The sequence below is a fragment of the Micromonospora sp. genome, assembly GCF_048594385.1.
GTDB classification, from domain to species: domain Bacteria; phylum Actinomycetota; class Actinomycetes; order Mycobacteriales; family Micromonosporaceae; genus Micromonospora; species Micromonospora wenchangensis.
In genome coordinates this window covers 1-19,198 of sequence record NZ_JBMDWU010000161.1, presented here as the reverse complement: position 1 = coordinate 19,198, position 19,198 = coordinate 1, and the positions used below count along the sequence as shown (strand labels likewise).

16 protein-coding genes and 3 pseudogenes are annotated in these 19,198 nt (G+C 72.4%); 9 read left to right on the top strand and 10 right to left on the bottom strand.

Annotation, left to right across the window (positions count from 1 at the left end):
- Window positions 1–304: 304 nt before the first annotated feature.
- From ACOJTC_RS08500 to ACOJTC_RS08485, 4 genes are read right to left on the bottom strand one after another with little or no spacing between them, the layout of a single operon-like run.
- Window positions 305–1,111 carry an inositol monophosphatase family protein gene (locus ACOJTC_RS08500; protein ID WP_420116419.1) on the bottom strand — a complete coding sequence of 269 codons (807 nt, stop codon included), beginning with the start codon at window positions 1,109–1,111 and terminating at the stop codon, window positions 305–307.
- Window positions 1,104–1,556 (bottom strand): response regulator, encoded by a 453-nt coding sequence (locus ACOJTC_RS08495; RefSeq protein ID WP_402897112.1) that lies wholly within the window; start codon window positions 1,554–1,556, stop codon window positions 1,104–1,106. The genes ACOJTC_RS08500 and ACOJTC_RS08495 overlap by 8 nt, the downstream gene beginning before the upstream one ends.
- On the bottom strand, window positions 1,553–3,358 hold the full coding sequence (locus ACOJTC_RS08490) for a sensor histidine kinase (protein ID WP_420116418.1): 1,806 nt from the start codon (window positions 3,356–3,358) through the stop codon (window positions 1,553–1,555). The genes ACOJTC_RS08495 and ACOJTC_RS08490 overlap by 4 nt, the downstream gene beginning before the upstream one ends.
- Window positions 3,355–4,599, bottom strand: a complete 1,245-nt coding sequence (locus tag ACOJTC_RS08485; protein ID WP_420116417.1) for a PP2C family protein-serine/threonine phosphatase — start codon at window positions 4,597–4,599, stop codon at window positions 3,355–3,357. The genes ACOJTC_RS08490 and ACOJTC_RS08485 overlap by 4 nt, the downstream gene beginning before the upstream one ends.
- Window positions 4,600–4,841: 242 nt before the next feature.
- Between ACOJTC_RS08485 and ACOJTC_RS08480 the strand changes: the two genes are divergently transcribed.
- From ACOJTC_RS08480 to ACOJTC_RS08465, 4 genes and pseudogenes are all read left to right on the top strand, one after another.
- Window positions 4,842–7,238, top strand: coding sequence for a M28 family peptidase (locus ACOJTC_RS08480; protein WP_420116416.1), 2,397 nt, complete (start codon window positions 4,842–4,844; stop codon window positions 7,236–7,238).
- Window positions 7,239–7,392: 154 nt separating this feature from the next.
- Window positions 7,393–7,731, top strand: a complete 339-nt coding sequence (locus ACOJTC_RS08475) for a PadR family transcriptional regulator (protein WP_420116415.1) — start codon at window positions 7,393–7,395, stop codon at window positions 7,729–7,731.
- A gap of 66 nt (window positions 7,732–7,797) precedes the next feature.
- Window positions 7,798–7,887: pseudogene (locus ACOJTC_RS08470) on the top strand (M23 family peptidase); the annotation flags it as partial.
- Window positions 7,888–8,771: 884 nt separating this feature from the next.
- Window positions 8,772–9,221, top strand: coding sequence for a GNAT family N-acetyltransferase (locus tag ACOJTC_RS08465; RefSeq protein WP_420116414.1), 450 nt, complete (start codon window positions 8,772–8,774; stop codon window positions 9,219–9,221).
- Between the two features lie 19 nt (window positions 9,222–9,240).
- Here ACOJTC_RS08465 and ACOJTC_RS08460 read toward each other — a convergent pair whose 3' ends face one another.
- A complete protein-coding gene (locus ACOJTC_RS08460; protein WP_067315484.1) occupies window positions 9,241–9,495 on the bottom strand; it encodes a Smr/MutS family protein in 255 nt (84 codons plus the stop codon).
- A gap of 68 nt (window positions 9,496–9,563) precedes the next feature.
- Window positions 9,564–9,758: a helix-turn-helix transcriptional regulator gene (locus tag ACOJTC_RS08455; protein ID WP_420116413.1), complete on the bottom strand. Its 195-nt coding sequence runs from the start codon at window positions 9,756–9,758 to the stop codon at window positions 9,564–9,566.
- 166 nt (window positions 9,759–9,924) lie between these two features.
- Here ACOJTC_RS08455 and ACOJTC_RS08450 point away from each other — a divergent pair, with 166 nt between their 5' ends.
- Window positions 9,925–10,167 (top strand): hypothetical protein, encoded by a 243-nt coding sequence (locus ACOJTC_RS08450; protein WP_420116412.1) that lies wholly within the window; start codon window positions 9,925–9,927, stop codon window positions 10,165–10,167.
- A gap of 33 nt (window positions 10,168–10,200) precedes the next feature.
- Here the strand turns inward: ACOJTC_RS08450 and ACOJTC_RS08445 are convergent, their stop codons facing one another.
- Both ACOJTC_RS08445 and ACOJTC_RS08440 read right to left on the bottom strand, forming a co-directional pair.
- On the bottom strand, window positions 10,201–10,569 hold the full coding sequence (locus ACOJTC_RS08445; RefSeq protein WP_088644718.1) for a tetratricopeptide repeat protein: 369 nt from the start codon (window positions 10,567–10,569) through the stop codon (window positions 10,201–10,203).
- A 92-nt stretch (window positions 10,570–10,661) separates the two neighbouring features.
- On the bottom strand, window positions 10,662–11,432 hold the full coding sequence (locus tag ACOJTC_RS08440) for an ROK family protein (RefSeq protein ID WP_363650813.1): 771 nt from the start codon (window positions 11,430–11,432) through the stop codon (window positions 10,662–10,664).
- Window positions 11,433–11,591: 159 nt separating this feature from the next.
- Between ACOJTC_RS08440 and ACOJTC_RS08435 the strand changes: the two genes are divergently transcribed.
- The 3 genes and pseudogenes from ACOJTC_RS08435 to ACOJTC_RS08425 all read left to right on the top strand — a co-directional run bounded on the left by ACOJTC_RS08435 (window position 11,592) and on the right by ACOJTC_RS08425 (window position 14,405).
- Window positions 11,592–13,229: an ABC-F family ATP-binding cassette domain-containing protein gene (locus ACOJTC_RS08435; protein ID WP_420116411.1), complete on the top strand. Its 1,638-nt coding sequence runs from the start codon at window positions 11,592–11,594 to the stop codon at window positions 13,227–13,229.
- Window positions 13,230–13,267: 38 nt separating this feature from the next.
- Window positions 13,268–13,513, top strand: a pseudogene (locus tag ACOJTC_RS08430) (hypothetical protein); the annotation flags it as partial.
- Between the two features lie 166 nt (window positions 13,514–13,679).
- Window positions 13,680–14,405 (top strand): annotated as a pseudogene (locus ACOJTC_RS08425) (methyltransferase domain-containing protein).
- 142 nt (window positions 14,406–14,547) lie between these two features.
- On the opposite strand, the gene ACOJTC_RS08420 reads toward ACOJTC_RS08425, so the two are convergent.
- A complete protein-coding gene (locus tag ACOJTC_RS08420; protein WP_420116410.1) occupies window positions 14,548–15,546 on the bottom strand; it encodes a LacI family DNA-binding transcriptional regulator in 999 nt (332 codons plus the stop codon).
- 140 nt (window positions 15,547–15,686) lie between these two features.
- Here ACOJTC_RS08420 and ACOJTC_RS08415 point away from each other — a divergent pair, with 140 nt between their 5' ends.
- Window positions 15,687–17,198 carry an alpha-N-arabinofuranosidase gene (locus ACOJTC_RS08415; protein WP_420116409.1) on the top strand — a complete coding sequence of 504 codons (1,512 nt, stop codon included), beginning with the start codon at window positions 15,687–15,689 and terminating at the stop codon, window positions 17,196–17,198.
- 171 nt (window positions 17,199–17,369) lie between these two features.
- On the opposite strand, the gene ACOJTC_RS08410 is transcribed toward ACOJTC_RS08415, so the two are convergent.
- A complete protein-coding gene (locus ACOJTC_RS08410) occupies window positions 17,370–18,872 on the bottom strand; it encodes an amino acid permease (protein WP_372444575.1) in 1,503 nt (500 codons plus the stop codon).
- Between the last annotated feature and the right edge of the window lie 326 nt (window positions 18,873–19,198).

Genomic DNA, 19,198 nt, shown 5'->3' with positions numbered 1-19,198 from the left:
CGGGACAGGGGGGGGGTCGGGTGGGCCGGGGGCCCGCTGGTGTCTGCCCCGGGGCCGCGGCCGCCGGGCGGTGGGGCGGGGGGGGGGGCGGTCCCGCCGGCCCCGGTTGGCGGCCTGGGGGCGGAGACCGCCGGTCACATTACCGCAATCACGCCCGGTCACCAGGCCCGTGACGGCACCGGACGACGACCCTCGACCGGGAGTGTCGGACCGGTAGCCGAGGGTCCACCGCCGTCGATCTCCGAGACGGCGCGCCGGGCGGCCGGCCGGGTGGGTGGACGGCCCGCCGGAGCCGGCCGGCGGTTCAGTCGCCGAGCAGCGCGGCGTGGACCTCGTGCCAGGTCTGCTCGTCGGAGGCGGCCAGCAGGCCCGAACCGTCGTCGGCCGGGTGGTACTCGGTGCCGTCGAAGCGGCGGGCCACCCCGCCCGCCTCGCGCACCAGCAGCGCGCCGGGGGCATGGTCCCAGGGCAGGGTCCGCCAGAACAGGACGAACTGCTGGTCACCAGTGAGCAGGTCGAGGTACTCCCGCCCGGCGCAGTGCTGGCCGGGCAGCAGCTCCCCGATCCGGCTGCGGCCGGCCGCCACCCGGTCCCGGGTGGCCCGGGGTAGATACTGGACCATCGCGGTGCCGCGCAGCCGATCCGGCGGCAGGACGGGGGTCTCGCGGACCGGCCGGCCGTCCAGGCGGGTGCCGGCCCCGGCGCGGGCCACGGCCATCGTCCCGGCCAGCGGGTCGAACACCCAGGACGCGGCCGGCTCGCCGCCGGAGAGCAGGGCCACCATCAGCGCGAACGGTCGCCGCCCGGCGGCGAAGTTCCCCGTCCCGTCGACCGGGTCCACCACCCACACGTCGCCGCCGCCGCGCAGGTGACGCAGCAGCGACCCGTCCGCGGCGACCGCCTCCTCGCCGACGACCAGGGAACCCGGCAGCAACCGGCGCAGCCCCGCCGAGATCCGCTCCTCGGCCCGCTGGTCGGCGACGGTGACCAGGTCGCCCGGTGCCTTCTCGGTGACGTCGGCGTCGTCCAGCTTGCGGAACAGCGGCAACACCACGCTCGCCGCGGTCTCCCGCAGCAGCGTGTCGACGTCGTCGAGCAGATGGTCAGCCACGCGGCGGCAGCTTGACAACGCTGACGAAGAACTCGTCGATCTGGCGGACCACCGAGATGAAGCGGTCGAAGTCCACCGGCTTCGTCACGTAGGCGTTGGCGTGCAGCTGGTAGCTGCGCAGGATGTCCTCGTCGGCCTGGGAGGTGGTCAGCACCACCACCGGGATGCGGCGCAGCTCCTCGTCGTTCTTGATCTCCTCCAGCACCTCCCGGCCGTCCCGGCGGGGCAGGTTCAGGTCGAGCAGGATCAGGTCGGGGGTCACCGCGTCCGCGTACCGGCCCTCGCGCCGCAGGTAGGCCAGCGCCTCGGCGCCGTCGGAGACGACGGTCAACCGGTTGCGGAGCTTGTGCTCCTCGAACGCCTCCTGGGTCATCAACACGTCACCCGGGTCGTCCTCGACCAGCAGGACCTCGATCGGGCTCTTGCCGTCCGCCGGCGCGGTCATCCGACCCTCTCCTTCGTGCCACCCGTCGTGCCGTGCCCCGGCGGCCCGCCGGGTGGGTCCTCGTCCTGCGTACCGTCCGGTTGCCGGCCGACCGGCGTCGGTCGGGCCACCGGGCCGGCCTCGTCGGCCGTCTCCACGACCGGGCCGGGCGCGGCGTCGTCGGCCGTCGGCGGGTTCTCCCCGTCGGCCGGCGCGTCGGTGTCCCCGTCGGTCGCCGCCGCGTCCGCCTCGGCCGCCGCCTTCGCGGCCTCGACGTCCTCCGGCCGGGCCGGCAGGGTGAACCGGATCGCCGTCCCCTCGGCCTGGTCGGTGTCGACCCAGACCCGACCGCCGTGGTACTCGACGATCTTCTTGACGATGGCCAGGCCGATGCCGGTGCCAGGGTAGGCGTCCTTGGCGTGCAGCCGCTGGAAGATCACGAAGATCTTGTCGGCGAACTCGGCCTCGATGCCGATGCCGTTGTCCTGGCAGGTGATCTCCCACTCGTCACCGACCAGCCGGGCCGAGACCCGCACCTTCGGCGCGACGTCCGGGCGGCGGAATTTCACCGAATTGCTGACCAGGTTGACCAGCAGGTTGGTGAGCAGCGGCTCCTCACCCCGGATCACCGGCAGCTCGCCCCAGGTCAGCTCGGCGTCGGCGTACTGCCGGCCCGGCTCGGTCTGGCTGGCCACGTCGCCCATCACCTTGTTCAGGTCGACGTCGACGAAACCGGTGGTGAGCCGACCGATCCGGGAGAACGCCAGCAGGTCGTTGATCAGGCGCTGCATCCGCTGCGCGCCGTCGACCGCGAACGCGATGTACTGGTCGGCCCGCTCGTCGAGCTGCCCCGCGTACCGGCGTTGCAGCAGCTGGCAGAAGCTGGCCACCTTGCGCAGCGGCTCCTGCAGGTCGTGCGAGGCGACGTAGGCGAACTGCTCCAGGTCACGGTTGGAACGGGTCAGTTCCTCGGCCTGCTTCTGCAACTGGCTGTTGACCCACTCGATGTTCTCCCGGGCGGCCCGCACCTCGGCCAGGTCCTTGGCGATCTTCTGCCGCATCACGTCGACGTCGTCGGCGAGCCGACGGAACTCCGGCGGCCCCGACCCGGCGATGTGGTGCTGGTAGTCGCCGGCGGCGACCTCCCGCACCTGCTGCGCCAGGCCGGTCAGCGGCCGGATCACCATCCGCTCCAGGGAGAGCAGCATCAGCGTGCCCGCGAGGACGACCACCACCGCCGCGACGATCAGCAGCATCACCAGCATGTTGCCGGTGCGCTCGATGTCCCGGGCGCCCTTCTCCCGCTCGGTCAGGATCGCCGTCTGGAGGTCACCCACCGACGCCCGGATCTCGTCGAACTGCTGCCGGGCCTGGGCGGTGATCAACGCCTGACCGGCGGCGGTGCCGCTGCTCCCGGTGGTGGCGATCACCGGCTCGGCCACCGTCCGCCGCCAGTCCGCCGCCTGCTGCTGCGCGGTGCGCAGCGCGGCGGCGACCTCCGGGTAGTCGCGGCTCAGGTCGGCGATCGTGGCGGCCACGTCGCGCTCCTGCTGCACCCCCTGCTCGTACGGGGCCAGGTCGGCGCGGTTGCCGCTGACCGCGTACCCCCGGATGCCGGTCTCCTGGTCGAGCAGCGCGTTGAGCATCTCCTGACCCTGCACGCGCAGCGGGCCGGTGCGGGTGAGCAGCGCGTCGGTGTAGGCGCGGTTCTTCGCCGCCACCACCGCCTCGGCCACGGCCAGCCCGACCAGCAGCACGCCGACCACGGCCAGCAGCGCCAGCACCCGGCGACGCAGGGTCCACCCCCGGCGGTACGTGTTCACCGGCCACCGCCCCGGGTGACCAGCAGCATGGCGACGTCGTCGGCAAGCGGCCCGCCGTTGATCTGCTCCGCCCGACCGACCAGCCAGGCGGGCAGCTCGGACAGCGGCACGGCGTGGTTGGCGCGCTCCTGGAGCAGGCCGGTCAGCCCGTCGACGTCCAACCGGTCGTCGCCGTCACCCACCCGCCCCTCGATCAGGCCGTCGGTGTACATCAGCAGGGACCAGTCATCGGTGTCGAACTCCAGGTCGAACGCGACGGGACGGCGGGGTCGTACGCCGAGCAGCAGGCCGCCCCGGGCCGGTACCGGCCCGACCTTGCCGCCGGACAGCAGCAGCGGCGGCGGGTGGCCGGCCAGCCGGACGGTGGCCCGGTTGGCGGCCAGGTCGAGCCGGGCGGTGGCGACGGTGGCGAAGATCTCCTGGAGCCGGCGCTCGCTCATCAGCACCTGCTCCAGGGCGGGCAGCACCTCGTCGTCGGGCACCCCGGCCAGGATCAACGCCCGCCAGGCCACCCGCAGTTCGACGCCGAGGGCGGCCTCGTCCACGCCGTGCCCGCAGACGTCGCCGACGATCAGGTCGACCCGGTCCGGCTGGGTCTGCACCACGTCGAAGAAGTCCCCGCCGATCAGCGCCGCGTGCCGGCCCGGCCGGTAGAAGGTGTGCACCGCCACCTCGTCGGTGGTCATCAGCGGCTGGGGCAGCAGGCCCCGTTCCAGTCGGGCCGACTCGGCCTGGCGCAGCTCGACCTCGCGCAGCCGGCGGGCGTTCTCGTCGGCCCGCTTGCGTTCCACCGCGTAGCGCAGGGCGCGGGTCAGCAGCACCCCGTCGACCTGCCCCTTGACCAGGTAGTCCTGGGCGCCCTCGGCGACCGCGACGATGCCGAGGTGTTCGTCGGAGCGGCCGGTCAGCACGCAGACCGCCGCGCCGCTGGACATCTCCAGCACCCGGCGCAGCCCGTCCAGGCCCTGCGCGTCGGGCAGGCCGAGGTCGAGCAGCACGCAGTCGACCCCGGCGATGCGCTGCCGGGCCTCGCTGAGGCTGGTGGCGACCAGCAGGTCGATCATCGAGTTGGTCTCGGCGAGCAGCTCGCCGACCAGGAAGGCGTCGCCCTCGTCGTCCTCGACCAGCAGCACCCGCAGCCGTTCACCCGGCGGCAGGTTGGGGTGCGGCCCCAGCCCGCCGTGCGGGTACGGCGCGACGGAGGGCCCGGCCGAGCCAGGCCCCCGGTGCGACCGGGTCACCGCCGCGAGACGCGGGAGTTCGCTGGTGATGTCGGGCTCCTTCCGAGTGCCCTGCTGATCCTGTATTAGACAACGGTCGCACACAACACGGTCCGCCCGGTCCGGGCGTTCCCGGGCAAGGCCGTCACCAGGTGAGCGTCCGGGCAGCGGCCAGCGTCACGGTTCGGTTCCGGTACGCCCCGGCTGCGCCCCGGCGGGGGCAGGATGGTGCACCACCTCCGCACCACCCCCGAGGAGTTCCCGTGGGCGCACCCCCCGCCTCCGCCGCCGACCGGGCGCTGGCCCGGCCCCGGCGTCGTCCGCCTGCCGCCCTGGCCGCCCTGCTGGCGCTGGTCGCGGTGGGTGCCGCGATGCTGGTCACCCTGGCCACCCCGACGCCCCGGCCGGTCGACGCCCCGGCCGACGAGTTCAGCGCCGGGCGGGCGTCCCGGACGGTGCAGACGGTGGCGCAACGCCCGCACCCGGCCGGCAGCGCCGCCAACGACCAGGTCCGTGAGCACCTGGTCGGGGTGCTGAGCGGGCTGGGCCTGCAGACCGAGGTGCAGGACACCGTCGCCCCGGAGGCCGGGCAGCTCAGCGGGGCGGCCGGTGGGGCCACCTTCGCCCGGGTCCGCAACGTGGTGGCCCGACTGCCCGGGACCGCCTCCACCGGCCGGGTCTTCCTGGTGGCGCACTACGACTCGGTGCAGACCGGCCCGGGTGGCAACGACGACGCGGCCGGCACCTCCACCGTGCTGGAGGTGGCCCGCGCGCTGGCCGCCGGTCCCCGGCCCCGCAACGACGTCGTGTTCGTGCTGACCGACGCCGAGGAGGCCTGCCTGTGCGGGGCGGCGGCGTTCGCGGCGAGTCACCCGCTGGCCGCCGACGGCGGGGTGGTGCTCAACCTGGAGGCGCGGGGCTCCACCGGCCCGGTGATCATGTTCGAGACGTCCCGGAACAACGCCGAGCTGGTGGCCGCCTTCGGCCGGGGCGCCCCGCACCCGGTGGGCACCTCGTTCGCGGTGGAGATCTACCGGGCGCTGCCCAACGACACCGACTTCACCGCGTTCCTCGACAACGACTTCGTCGGGTTGAACGCGGCGTACATCGACGGGGGCGCGATCTACCACACCCCGCTGGACACCCCGGCCGCGATGGACCGGGGCAGCCTCCAGATGCACGGCGACAACGCGCTCGGGCTGGCCCGCGAGTTCGGCCGCGCCGACCTGACGGCGCTGAAGTCCGGCCACGACGCCACCTACTTCCCGGTGCCGGGCGGGCTGGTCCGCTACCCCGGCTGGCTGACCTGGCCACTGGCCGCCCTGGCGGTGCTCGGGGTGCTGGTGCTGGGCTGGCAGGTGCGGCACACCGGCCGGGCCGGCACCGGTCGCCTGTTCGCCGGGTTCGGGCTGGCACTGGTGCCGATCGTGGCCGCCCCGGTCGCCGCCCAACTGTTGTGGGCGGGGATCACCGCGCTGCGCCCCGGCTACGCCGAGCTGCTCGACCCGTACCGTCCGGTCTGGTACCGGTTGGCGGTGGTGGCGCTCGCCGCCGCGATCCTGCTCACCTGGTACGCGCTGACCCGCCGCCGGGTCGGCCCGGCGGCGCTGGCCGTCGGTGGGCTGGGCTGGCTGGCCCTGCTCGGGGTGGTGCTGGCCGCGCTGGTACCCGGTGGGGCGTACCTGGCCACCCTGCCGGCGCTGGCCGGCGCGCTCGCCGGCCTGGTGGCGCTGCGTACCCGGATCGACGGCCCGTGGCCGGTGGTCGCGGTGACCCTGGCCGGCGCGGTCGCCGTGGTGATCCTGCTACCGACGGTGGTGCTGCTCTTCCCCGCGCTGGGGATGGCGATGGGCGGGGTCGCGGCCCTGTTCGCGGTGCTGCTGGGGCTGGCCGCGCTGCCGGTGCTCGACCTGCTGCACCCGGCGGCCGGCGGCCAGCGGGGCATGGTCGCCGCCCGCGCCCGCCGGCTCGGCGCGTTGCCGGCCGTCGCCGCCGCGCTCGCCGCTACCCTGTTCGCCGGGGTCGGCCTGGCGGTCGACCGGTTCGACGCCGACCACCCCGTGCCCACCCACCTGATGTACGCCCTGGACGCCGACACCAACGAGGCGCAGTGGCTCACCCGGGAGGCCGACCCGCAGTCGTGGACCGCCGGGTACGTCGACGGTCCCGCCGCCGTCGACGGCTTCCCCGGCCTGGGCGATCCCGACCTGCGCGGCGGCCCGGCACCGGCGGCGAACCTGACCGCTCCCACGGTGCAGGTGCTGGCGGACACCACCGCCGGTGGGCTGCGCACCCTGCGGCTGCGGCTGCTCCCCCAGCGCACCGTCCGGCTGGCCACCCTGCACGTGGACGCCACCACCGCCGAGGTGACCCGGGCCGAGGTGGCGGGGCGTGAGGTGCCGGTCGGGCGGCAGCCGGGCGCCGAGGAGGCGAAGGCCGACCGGTGGGGCTTCGGGATCGTGTTCCACGCCCCGCCCGCCGACGGGGTCGAGATCACCCTGACCGTGGTGCCCCGGGCGGGGCAGGTGGCGGTGCGGGCGATGGACGCCAGCGACGGGTTGGCGGGGCTGCCGGGGTTCCGGCAGCGGCCGGCGGGGGTGGGGGTTGTCGGGTCGCACACCTCGGAGATGCTGGCGGTCGCCCGCACCTATCCACTCTGACGCTTGCTCCCGACATCGGCCATGCCTACTCACCTGCCCTAAGCAGGTAAGAGGCCTCGATCACCCTGGCCATACTCGCGCACATGGCTGGGCTGGCGAACCAAAGCGACCTACCTAGGTAGACATCGGCTACCTAGGTAGGTAGAGTCGAGCCATGTCCGAAACGCCACGCCTCACACCGCAGACCGTGGCGGTGATTCGCGCCCTACTTACCACACCCGCCGATCCGCGCTGGGGCCGTGACATTGCTCGCGAGACCGGCCTAAAGTCGGGCACCCTCCATCCAATTCTCGCCCGCCTTGAGCAAGCCGGCTGGGTGGAATCCTATTGGGAAGATCCTGCTGAGCACGAGGATCAAGGGCGGCCTCGGCGACGGTATTACCAGTTCGCCCCGGGCGGTGCCGAAACCGCACGCCTCGCTCTAGCCGAAACCTCCGCCCGCACCAGAGGCACCTCCACCGCTGGGCGGCTTCGCCCTCACCCGGGCTACTGAGGTGCCTGCCTTGACGAGGCCTTGTCGCATGATGGGGATCCGCCGCATTAGTTGGGGGGTGAGGTAATGCGCCAGCGGCTTTATACCGAGCCCGATAGGTATCGCGGCAGACGGCGACTCCCGCGGAAACCTCTTTCCATGGCAATTGCAACGGTGGGCAGGAGGGTAGCGGAAGCTCCGCGCTCAGGTCCGACGGGAACCTCGTCAGCAACTCCGCTGGGAGCCTCAATCTTGGGCTTGCTGAGCTTTCTACTACCCCCCTCGACCCGAGCACGATGGCTGGAGGAGTGGCGAGGCGAGTTACACGACCTACGTGCCGAGAACGCCCCATGGTGGCATCGCACCGCCTACGTGCTGGACATCCTACGCAGCGTTCCAAAGCAAGCGTTGACGCTGCGTTGGATTGGACGTCGCCGAACCAATCTATGACCCGCAGGGCACCGCTGGCGACCTCAATGCCTCACAAAACGACTCGCGGGGCTTCCGGCTCCACCCGACCAGACGGGCAACCCGAGAGCTGTTCAGGACGGAGATACTGCCATGCCTCACTGGGTTCCGACGACCGTTCTTCTCACTTACACCAGCATCGTAGCCCTCATAAGTTTGACTGCAGTGTTCGGCGAAACGGTCGCCCGGCGCACAGCCGCATACAAGGTACTGCTCATCCTACTGCCCACAGGAGTGCTTTTTGTTGGTGCCCAGTTCGCCGCAGCTCACATCATGAGGGGCGCGTAGTTCGGGCCACTCTGGAAACCCCGATTCCACCCTCCCGCACCCCACCCCGCCTCACTTCCTGATCCTAACGGGTCTCAAAAGCAGAAACAGGAAAGGCTACTCGACCCGCTGATCGAGCCATTGGCCATCCCTCCAGTCGCAGCATGTCTGTGGATCCCACCGCGGAGTGAGGGAGTCGCACAGGTCGGCGATGCGGTTGGTCGCCCGCACCTATCCGTTCTGACGACGTGGCCGAAGGCGATCAACTATCCATGACCACAGATAACCGGTCGCCGGAGCCGGCGGGGCGGACTAGGGTCCGCAGGATGCGGCTGGAGAAGGTCACCCCGGAGAACTACGAGGCGGCGCTCAAGCTGTCGGTGCGCCCCGATCAGGAGGATCTGGTCGGGCCGGTGGTCAAGTCACTGGCCGAGGCGTACGTCTTCCCGGACATCGCCTGGCCGAGGCTGATCTTCGACGGCGACCGGCTGGTCGGCTTCCTGATGGCCTTCCTCGACTACGCGTGGGGCGACAACCCCGATGACGTCCGGTCCGGCCTCTGGAAACTCAACATCGCGGCCGACGCCCAGGGGAAGGGTTACGGACGGTTCGCCGTCGAGGCGGTGTGCGCGGAGATCCGCGCCCGGGGCGGCAACCGGGCGTACGTCACCTGGGTGCCCCGCGAGGGCGGGGCGGAGGGCTTCTATCTGAAGCTGGGCTTCCGGCCGACGGGCGAGCAGAGCGAAGGGGAGACGGTCGCCGTCCTGGACCTCTGACAGCGGCTTGACGCCCGCGTCACTTCCAGCGGAAGTGGACGAAGAGGCGACCGAAGTTCTTGGAGTCCTTCTCGACCCGGTGGTAGAGCTGCTTGACGTCCTTCTGGTCGAGGAAGCGCAGCACCTTCTTCTTGAGCTGACCGGACCCCTTACCCGGGATGATCTCGACCAGGGTGGCCTTCTTCGCCACCGCCTCGTCCATGATCCCGCGCAGGGCACGGTCGATGTCGTGACCCTTGTTGAAGATGTCGTGTAGGTCCAGCTTGAGCTTCATCCCGCCTCCCCCACCTGCGCAGCCGCCATGGCAGGCTCATCGTAGGCCGGCACGGGTCGCAGCGAACCTCAGGCTTCGTCGGGCAGGTGCGGCCGGTGCTCGCGGATCCAGGCCTCGATGTCCTCGGTACGCCAGATCCGACCAGTGGCGAGCGACTCGTAGGGCTTCGGCCAGTCGGGGCGCTTCATCAACTGCTCGACGCGTTGCCTGCTCACACCCAGCCGCATCCGGATCTCGTACGCGCCCATGAGATGCCGGCCCATGAACGCGAGGCTAGACACGTCCCCACTAGTCAAGGCCCTAGTTGGGCGAGACCCTACTAGGGCCTTGACTAGGGGGTAGCGTAGCGGCCACCCTGAGACGGTGAAACCGCTGAACGTTTCCCAGGTGCATGCCCGCCCAGGCGGGGCCGTACGGCCACACGTACCGATGCGCCCGCTCTGGTTGTGCCGGGTGTGTGCCGCGCCCTGGCCGTGTCAGCCCGCCCGGCTGCTGCTGATCCTCGAATACCGGCGGGACCGGGTGGGGCTGTCCGTCCACATGGCCGGGATGTTGTTCGACGCCACCGGCGACCTGGTCACCCTCAACCCGAACGCCGTACCCACCCCGGCGGAGCTGTTCGACCGTTTCCTGGCCTGGACCAGACGCGGAACCGGGCCGGGGGAAGGGTAGAGACCCCTCCCCCGGCCCGGCGCGGTCTCCGATTCAGCGACCGTTGCCGACCCGGCTCTCCACCCGGCGCAGCGCGGTCACGTAGTCGTCGTTGGTCGAGTGCATGGCCGCCGCGATGCGCAGGTGGCGCAGCGCGTCCGGGTAGCGGTTCAACCGCTCCAGCGTCCGGCCCAGCACGTGGTGGGCGTAGTGGTCGCTGGGGTCCCGGTCGACCAGCTCCCGCAACTGCTCCTCGGCGCGGCCGAGCTGGGCGGTCTGGAAGTACGCCCGGGCCAGCAGCTGACGTACGGAGGAGTTGCCGGGCTCGGCCGCCACGATCGGTTCCAGCAGCCGGACCGCTCCGCTCGGGTCACCCATCTCGAAGTACATGGTCGCCCGTCGGTACTCCGCCAGAAGATCCATCCCGACCCACCCCCTCGCGTCACGTCGCCATTGCTCCGACGCTGGCACAACACCGGGCGTACCGCGAGTGTTCCTGGGGGTCGACTTGTGGCTCAGGAGGCCGGCTCGTCCCGTTCGCCCGTCAACTGCCAGGCCCGGACACCGCCGACGATTCCGGCCGTGTTGGGCACGATCACCACGTCGTCGCCCATCCGGGCCACCTGCTCGGGGCGGATGAGCCGCGAGTTGCCGCCGCCGAGATAGAGCCGGTCCCAGCGGAACACCGGGCGCAGCCCGTCCACCACCTGCCGGATGCGCCGGGACCAGAAGGCGTCGCCGAGCCGCCGCCGCTCCGGCTCCCCGACGTACGTGTCGTAGGTGGTCCCCCAGCGGACCGGGGCATGTGACAGCTCCAGGTGCGGGGCGAGCCGCCCACCGTCGAACAGCGCGCTGCCCAACCCGGTGCCGAGGGTCAGCACCAGTTCGCAGCCGGTGCCGGCGACCACCCCGGCACCGTGCACCTCGGCGTCGTTGAGCACCAGCGCCGGCATCCCGAACGCCTCCGTGACCGCCCGCCGCGCGTCGTACCCGGACCATTCGGCGAGCAGGTCGGGGTCGACGCGGCTGCGCGGCCCGGACCGGGTCACGTAGTGCGGCGTGGCCACTACCACCCCGTGCCGGATCATGCCCGGCATCCCCACCGTGACCCGGTCCGCCGGGGGCAGCCGGCCGGCCAGCTCCAGCAGCGTCTTGACGAACAGCTCCGGCGGCAACGGGTACGGGGTGTCCACCCGGATCACCGACGCCCGCAGGGTGCCGTCCCCGTCCAGCACCGAGCCCTTGATGCCGCCGCCGCCGCAGTCGATCGCCAACGTCAATCCCACCCACCCACCTTGCCCCACCCGCCCCCGTTTCTCCCGCCCTCCCCCACCTTCCACCGACGAGAGCCGGCAGCCCGACCACCGGCCGGTGGCCGGGGCGGCGGCAGGGCGGGCCGCTCGGTGTCCCCGCCCCGGATCGGCGGGCGCTAGGCTCGGGGCCTCATGAGCGCCACGATGATCGCCAAGGGACTCGCCGCCGGGCACGGGGAGCGGATGCTCTTCAGTGACCTCGACCTGGTCGTCGCCCCCGGCGACGTGGTGGGGCTGGTCGGGGTCAACGGGGCCGGCAAGTCGACGCTGCTACGCACGCTGGCCGGCGTGCAGCCGGTGGAGGAGGGCAGCCTCACGTTGAGCCCGCCGGGGGCCTCGGTGGGCTACCTGCCGCAGGAGACGGAACGGCGGGCAGGCGAGACGGTCCGCGACTTCCTGGCCCGACGGACCGGGGTCACCGGGGCGCAGGCCGCCCTGGACGCCGCCGCCGAGGCGCTCACCGCAGGCACGACCGGGGCGGACGACGCGTACGCCGGGGCGTTGGAGCGGTGGCTCGACCTCGGCGGGGCGGACCTGGAGGAACGCGCCGAGCAGGTCGCCGCCGAGTTGGGGCTCACCGTCGACCTGGACCACCCGATGACCGGCCTGTCCGGCGGCGAGGCGGCCCGCGCCGGGCTGGGCTCCGTGCTGCTCAGCCGCTACGACGTCTTCCTGCTCGACGAGCCCACCAACGACCTGGACCTGGCCGGCCTGGACCGGCTGGAACGGTTCGTCACCGGGCTGCGCGCCGGCACGGTGCTGGTCAGCCACGACCGGGAGTTCCTGACCCGGACGGTGACCCGGGTGCTCGAACTCGACCTGGCACAGCAGCAGGTCCGGCACTACGGCGGCGGCTACGGCGCGTATCGGGAGGAGCGGGTGGTGGCCCGCCGGCACGCCCGCGCCGACTTCGAGGAGTACGCCGACACCCGGGCCGCGTTGGAGGCCCGTGCCCGCACCCAGCGGGCCTGGATGGAGAAGGGCGTGAAGAACGCCCGCCGCAAGGCCACCGACAACGACAAGATCGGCCGGAAGTTCCGGGCCGAGGCGACGGAGAAGCAGGCGGCCAAGGCGAAGCAGACCGAGCGGCTGATCGAACGCCTCGACGTGGTCGAGGAGCCCCGCAAGGAGTGGGAGCTGCGGATGGAGATCGCCGCCGCGCCCCGGGCCGGTGCGGTGGTGGCCTCGCTGCGCGACGCGGTGGTCCGCCGGGGCACCTTCACCCTGGGGCCGGTGAACCTCCAGATCGACTGGGCCGACCGGGTGGCGATCACCGGGGCGAACGGCTCCGGCAAGACCACCCTGCTGGGGGCGTTGCTGGGTCGGCTGCCGCTCGACGCCGGGCACGCCGCGCTCGGCCCGGGGGTGGTGGTCGGCGAGGTCGACCAGGCCCGGGGGCTGTTCCTCGGCGACGAGCCGCTGCTGGAGGCGTTCGGGGCCGCCGTACCGGAAATGGCACCGGCGGACGCGCGGACACTGCTGGCCAAGTTCGGCCTGCGCGCCGCGCACGTGCTGCGGCCGGCGGCGACGCTGTCGCCGGGCGAGCGGACCCGGGCGGCGCTGGCGCTGCTGCAGGGCCGGGGGGTCAACCTGCTGGTGCTCGACGAGCCGACCAACCACCTCGACCTGGCGGCCATCGAGCAGTTGGAGTCGGCGCTGGCGGGCTACCCGGGGACGCTGCTGCTGGTCACCCATGACCGGCGAATGCTGGAGGCGGTCAGCGTCGACAGGCGGCTGCGGGTCGCCGACGGACGGATCGCCGAGGACTGATCAGCGTCACCCGTCGGCCGCCGGGTGACAATGGGGTCATGCTCAGATGGGAGTACGCGCTGCTGGTCCGCCGTCGCCAGCCGACCGCCTCCGACCTCAGCTGGGAGGTCGTCTTCGTCTGGTATGGCCCGGACGGCTCGATGACCGACGTCACCGCCTACGGCGACACCGCGCTGGCGCATCTGAACCGGGCCGGTGACCAGGGCTGGGAACTCGTCGGCATGAGCGAGGACCCGTCCCTGGAGGGCCACAACGAGCTGCACCGCTATCACCTCAAGCGCCCGAAGGCGGCAGGTGCGCCCCGGCAGCGCATCCGGGCCGTCGGCCGGCCCACCCGACGTGCCGGCGGCTGACCCGGCCGGCGCTGGCGGCTGACCCGGCCGGCGCTGGCGAAGCAGATCGGGTGGTGTGCCGGGCCGGGAAGCGGGTAACGGCCGGCGGGAGGTGGCCATGGTCGCGTTGGCGCAGGCACCGCCCTCGGCCGAACGGCTGCGGGCGCTCGACGGGTTCCTCGAAGCGGCCTGGGCCGAGCAGGCCCGCCACGACGAGCGGTGACGCGGGCTCGCCGTCGAGGTGCGGTTCGACCGGGGGGTCGCCCACCTGAGCGGGGAGGTGCCCGCACCGGAGCAGTTGCGGCTGGTCCGCGAGCTGGTCGGCCGGCTCGCCGGGGTGTACGGCGTGTGGGGGCGGGTGCGGGTCGACGGTCGGGACCCGGTGGTGGTGGACCTGGGCTGCGGCGGCCAGAAGCAGTATCCGGCGAACCTCGGGTTGGACATCTTCCCCGCCCCGGGGGTGGACGCGGTGGCGGACCTGTCCGGGTCGCTGCCGCTGGCCGACGACTCCGTCGACGTGATCTTCACGGTGCACATCCTGGAGCACCTGATCGACTTCCTGCCGCTGGTGGACGAGTGCCACCGGGTGCTCCGCCCGGGTGGCGTGCTGCACGTGATGAGCCCCTGGTGGGGGCATGTCAACGCGGTGGCCGACCCGACCCACGTCCGGCTGCTGGACGTACAGACGATCAAGGGGGTGTGCGGCCAGCGCCCGCCGGGGACCCCGCGCTGGTATCCACTGCACGCCGGCTGCGACGGCGCGTCCATCTTCGCCGACCTGACCCCGCTGCCCGCCGACGCGCCACCGGTGTCCCCCGCCCATCTGGCCCGCTTCTTCGACTGACTGACCGGTCGCCGGTGCCTGCGGCTGCGGCTGCGGCTGCGGCTGCGGCTGCGGCTGCGGCTGCGGCTGCGGCTGCGGCTGCGGCTGCGGCTGCGGCGAAACGGCAGCCGCCGGGGGCCGGTAGCGCGGGCGGACGAAGGCGTCAGGCGGTGCTTTCCCGGAAGGCCAGCCGGTACGGTGCGGTGACCTCCCGGGCAGGCGCGTCCCGCTCACCGGCCAGCCGTCCGGCGAGCAGGTCGACGGCGAGCCGGGCGATCCGTTCCTTGTCCGGGCTGACCGTGGTCAGGGTGGGCACGCTGAACCGGCCGTCCTCGATGTCGTCGAAGCCGGCGACGGCGACGTCGGCGGGAACCCGCAGACCGGCCTCGTGCAGGGCGCGCAGCGCGCCGAGGGCGAGGGTGTCGCTGAAGCAGAAGACCGCGTCCGGGCGGGCACCCGAGGCGAGCAGGTGACGCATGGCGGCGGCCCCGTCGGCACGGTGCCAGGCCGGCGTGTCGGCGACGAGGCGCTCGTCGTACCCGATGCCGGCGTCGGCCAGGGCGGCGGTGTAGCCGGCCAGCCGGAGGCGGGCGCCGGCACCCTCGGGGGTGTGCTGCGCGCCGACGGCGGCGACCCGGCGGCGGCCGAGACCGATCAGGTGGGCGGTCATCTCCCGGGCGGCGGCCACGTTGTCGATCATCACGTGGTCGGCCCGGCCGTGGTCCGTCCGCTCGCCTAGCAGCACCATCGGCAGTTCCAGGCCGACGAGGTCGTCGGCGGACAGCGACAGCGGACTGAAGATCAGCCCGTCGATCATGTGGTCGCCCACGCCGGCGGCGGCCACCTTCTCCCGTTCCCGGCCACCGCCGGTCTGGTCGATGAGCACGGTCCAGCCGTGGTCGGCGGCGGCGGCCACCACGTGCCGCGCCAGCTCGGCGAAGTACGGCACGTCCAGCTCCGGAACGGCGAGGGCGATCACGCCGGTACGCCCCTTGCGCAGGTTGCGGGCCGACAGATTGGGTCGGTAGCGGAGTTCGGCGATGGCCGCCTCGACCCGGGCCCGGGTCTCCGGACGGACGTGCTGGTAGCCGTTGACCACGTTCGACACGGTCTTGACCGACACCCCGGCCCGCTCGGCGACGTCCTTGAGGCGGTGGCGCACGTCCCCACTCCCCTCCCACGTCCGCCGGCCGACGGTGGCCCGCGACAGATCCTTTACAACGTTGGCGACAACGGTATACAAACGCGGGGCGGTGCATCGACCGCAGTCGCTCCGAGCAGCTCAGGGAAGAGGTGGGGCCCGTGCGTGCAGCGCGGTTGACGATCGACCCGGCCTTCACGATCGGCCCGGTGGACCGCCGGCTCTTCGGTTCCTTCGTGGAACACCTGGGCCGCTGCGTGTACGGCGGCATCCACGAACCTGGGCACCCCGGAGCCGACCCGTCCGGCCTGCGCCGCGACGTGCTGGAGCTGACCCGGGAACTGGGCGTCTCCGTGGTCCGCTACCCCGGCGGCAACTTCGTCTCCGGCTACCGCTGGGAGGACGGCGTCGGCCCGGTCGACGACCGCCCCCGCCGGCTGGACCTGGCCTGGAAGACCATCGAGACCAACGCGTTCGGCCTCGACGAGTTCATGACCTGGGCCACCGCCGCACAGGTCGAGCCGATGATGGCGGTCAACCTCGGCACCCGGGGCGTGCAGGAGGCGTGCGACCTGCTGGAATACGCCAACCACCCGGGCGGCACCCGGCTGTCCGACCTGCGCCGTACACACGGCGCGCAGGAGCCGTACGGGGTGCGGCTGTGGTGCCTCGGCAACGAACTGGACGGCCCCTGGCAGGTCGGCCACAAGACCGCCGAGGAGTACGGCCGGCTCGCCGCCGAGACCGCGCGGGCGATGAAGCTGATCGACCCCTCGATCAGCCTGGTCGCCTGCGGCAGTTCCGGCCGGGGCATGCCCACCTTCGCCTTCTGGGAGGCGACCGTGCTGGAACACACCTACGAGCAGGTCGACTACGTCTCGGCGCACACCTACTACGACCCGACCGACGGCGACCGGGCCAGCCTGCTCGCCTCAGCCGTCGACATGGACCAGTTCATCAGCGAGGTCGTCGCCACCGCCGACCACGTGGCCGCCCGGCTGCGGCAGACCCGCAAGCTGAAGATCTCCTTCGACGAGTGGAACGTCTGGTACCAGTCCCGAGTCCAGGCCGACCTGGACCGGCGCGGCTGGGTCGAGGCGCCGGAGCTGCTCGAAGACGAGTACACGGCTGTCGACGCGGTGGTCGTCGGCGACCTGCTGATCACCCTGCTCCGGCACGCCGACCGGGTCGGCGTGGCCTGCCAGGCGCAGCTGGTCAACGTGATCGCCCCGATCCGCACCCGCACCGGCGGGCCGGCCTGGCGGCAGAGCATCTTCCACCCGTTCGCCCTGACCGCCCGGTACGCCACGGGCACCGTGCTGCGCACCGAGCCGGTCTCACCGCACTACGCCACGAAGCGGTACGGCGACGTGCCGGTGCTGGACACCGTCGCACTGCACGACGAGGAGTCCGGCGCGCTGACCGTGTTCGCGGTCAACCGGGGCACCGACGACCTCCCTCTGGATCTCGACCTGCGGGGCCTGTCGGGGCTGCACCCGGTGCAGCACCTCGCCCTCGTCGCCGGGGACGACCCGGACGCGGTCAACACCGAGGCCGAGCCCGACCGGGTGACCCCCCGGGAGCTGCCCACCGGCACCGTCGACGGCGACCGCCGCTCCGTACGCCTGCCGGGGATCTCCTGGAATCTGCTGCGCTTCGCACCGCGCCCCTGACCCGACCGTGCCCCGACGGCGGGCAGGCCCGGCGTGCCGGCCCCCGCCGTGCGCCGCCCCTGCCCGCCGGATCGGGCCGGACGCCGGACGCCGGGCCCGGTCGCAGGACGGGCCGGGTACAGGGCGGGGCCGGGGGCCGGCCGGTGGTCCCAGCCGGCACCCGCCGGGCGGTCAGGCGGAGGCGGGTTCCTTGGCGCGCTCCTCGGCCTCCTGGACGGCGAGGCGGTTACGCCGGTAGCCGTAGCAGAAGTAGACGACGCCGCCGAGCGCCATCCAGACCAGGAACCTGATCCAGGTCTCGACCGACAGGTTGAGCGTCAGGTAGAGGCAGGCCAGCGCGGTGAAGATCGGCAGCACCGGGGAGAACGGGACCCGGAACGGCCGTTCCAGGTCGGGGCGCTTGCGGCGCAGGATCGGCACCGCGATCGAGACGATCATGAAAGCGCAGAGCGCGCCGATGCTGACCAGGTCGGCCAGGGCCGACAGCGGCAGGAACCCGGCGAGCAGCGCCACCGCGACCGTCATCACCGCCGAGATCCGGTACGGCGTCCCCCAGCGCGGGTGGATCTTCGCCACGGCGGGTGGGAGCAGGCCGTCCCGGGAGATGGCGAAGCCGATCCGGCCCATGGCCACCAGGTCGACCAGGATCACGCTGGTCAGGCCGGCGACGGCGGCGATGGAGACGAGCACCCCGGCCCAACCCGCGCCGACCGCGTTGAAGGCCGCCGCGATCGGGGCACCCCGGTCGATCTCGGTGTACGGCACCATGCCGACCACGACCAGCGAGACTGCGATGTAGAGCGTGGTGGAGATCAGCAGGGTGCCGAACAGCCCCAGGGTCAGGTCCCGCTTGGGCCGCCTGGTCTCCTCACCCAGGTTCGCCACCGCCTCGAAGCCGGTGTACGCGAAGAAGACCACGGCGGCGGCGGTGAGCACCCCGACGAAACCGAAGACGGAGGGTTCCAGCCCGAACAGCGCCTGGGTGACGGGCTGCTTGATCCCGTCGTCGCCGGCACCGGCCGGCTCGGCCGGCGGGATGAACGGGGTGAGGTTGGCCGCCTTGACGAAGAACAACCCGGCGACCACGACGAAGACGCAGATGCCCACCTTCACCAGGACCAGCAGGTTGGTGATCCGGGCCGACTCGCGGATGCCGACGATGGCGACCACGCCGAGCAGCAGCACGATGCCGATCGCCCCGACGTTGACCACGCTGCCCTCTTCGGCGAACCAGGTGCTCGGCAGGCCGAACAGTTCGGCGAGGTAACCGGACCAGCCCCGGGCCACCACCGCCGCACCGAGCGCGAACTCCAACAGCAGATCCCACCCGATGATCCACGCGACGATCTCGCCCATCGTGGCGTACGCGTAGGTGTAGGCGCTGCCGGCGGTCGGCACGCTGGACGCCAGTTCGGCGTAGCAGAGGGCGGCAAGCAGGGCGACCGCCCCGGCGATGGCGAACGAGATCACCACACCCGGCCCGGCGCTGTCGCGCGCCTCGATGCCGGTGAGGGTGAAGATGCCGGTGCCGATCACGATGCCGATGCCGAACCCGGTGAGGTCGCGGGCTCCGAGTCGTCGTTTCAGACCGGGGGTGCCGTCACTGCCGTCGGCGTTGCCCTGGGCAACCACGTCCTTGATCGGTTTGGTTCGCAGCACGGACACTGCGCTCACCCCTCCCACCACCGCGACCGCCCTGCTGACGGCCGGTGCCGGGCGTTGCTACCCACCCCAACCCCACCCCAATCACCCCACCCACATCAACACCCTGTCCCCCGCTAACCACTTTCGGTCACCCCCCACCCACATCCCCTGCAACCCACCCCTTGCACCACACCCCCAAGTATGAAAATTTCCTCCCATCCCCCCACCCACCCCGCCACTTCCCGCCACCCTCCCCTCGCTCCCCGCCCCCACCCGCCCCGCCCCCCCCCCCCCCGGTGATCAAGAGGTTCGCGTCAATTCCGGCGCGTCCGCTGACGCAAAACTCGAGATCGACA

What these genes read in the sequence shown, in the direction of transcription:
- ACOJTC_RS08475 (WP_420116415.1), top strand. Translation starts at nt 7,393, where the DNA reads ATGTCCGAAACGCCACGCCTCACACCGCAGACCGTGGCGGTGATTCGC.
- ACOJTC_RS08450 (WP_420116412.1), top strand. Translation starts at nt 9,925, where the DNA reads ATGCGCCCGCTCTGGTTGTGCCGGGTGTGTGCCGCGCCCTGGCCGTGT.
- ACOJTC_RS08455 (WP_420116413.1), bottom strand. Translation starts at nt 9,758, where the DNA reads ATGGGCCGGCATCTCATGGGCGCGTACGAGATCCGGATGCGGCTGGGT.
- ACOJTC_RS08460 (WP_067315484.1), bottom strand. Translation starts at nt 9,495, where the DNA reads ATGAAGCTCAAGCTGGACCTACACGACATCTTCAACAAGGGTCACGAC.
- ACOJTC_RS08445 (WP_088644718.1), bottom strand. Translation starts at nt 10,569, where the DNA reads ATGGATCTTCTGGCGGAGTACCGACGGGCGACCATGTACTTCGAGATG.
- ACOJTC_RS08465 (WP_420116414.1), top strand. Translation starts at nt 8,772, where the DNA reads ATGCGGCTGGAGAAGGTCACCCCGGAGAACTACGAGGCGGCGCTCAAG.
- ACOJTC_RS08495 (WP_402897112.1), bottom strand. Translation starts at nt 1,556, where the DNA reads ATGACCGCGCCGGCGGACGGCAAGAGCCCGATCGAGGTCCTGCTGGTC.
- ACOJTC_RS08435 (WP_420116411.1), top strand. Translation starts at nt 11,592, where the DNA reads ATGAGCGCCACGATGATCGCCAAGGGACTCGCCGCCGGGCACGGGGAG.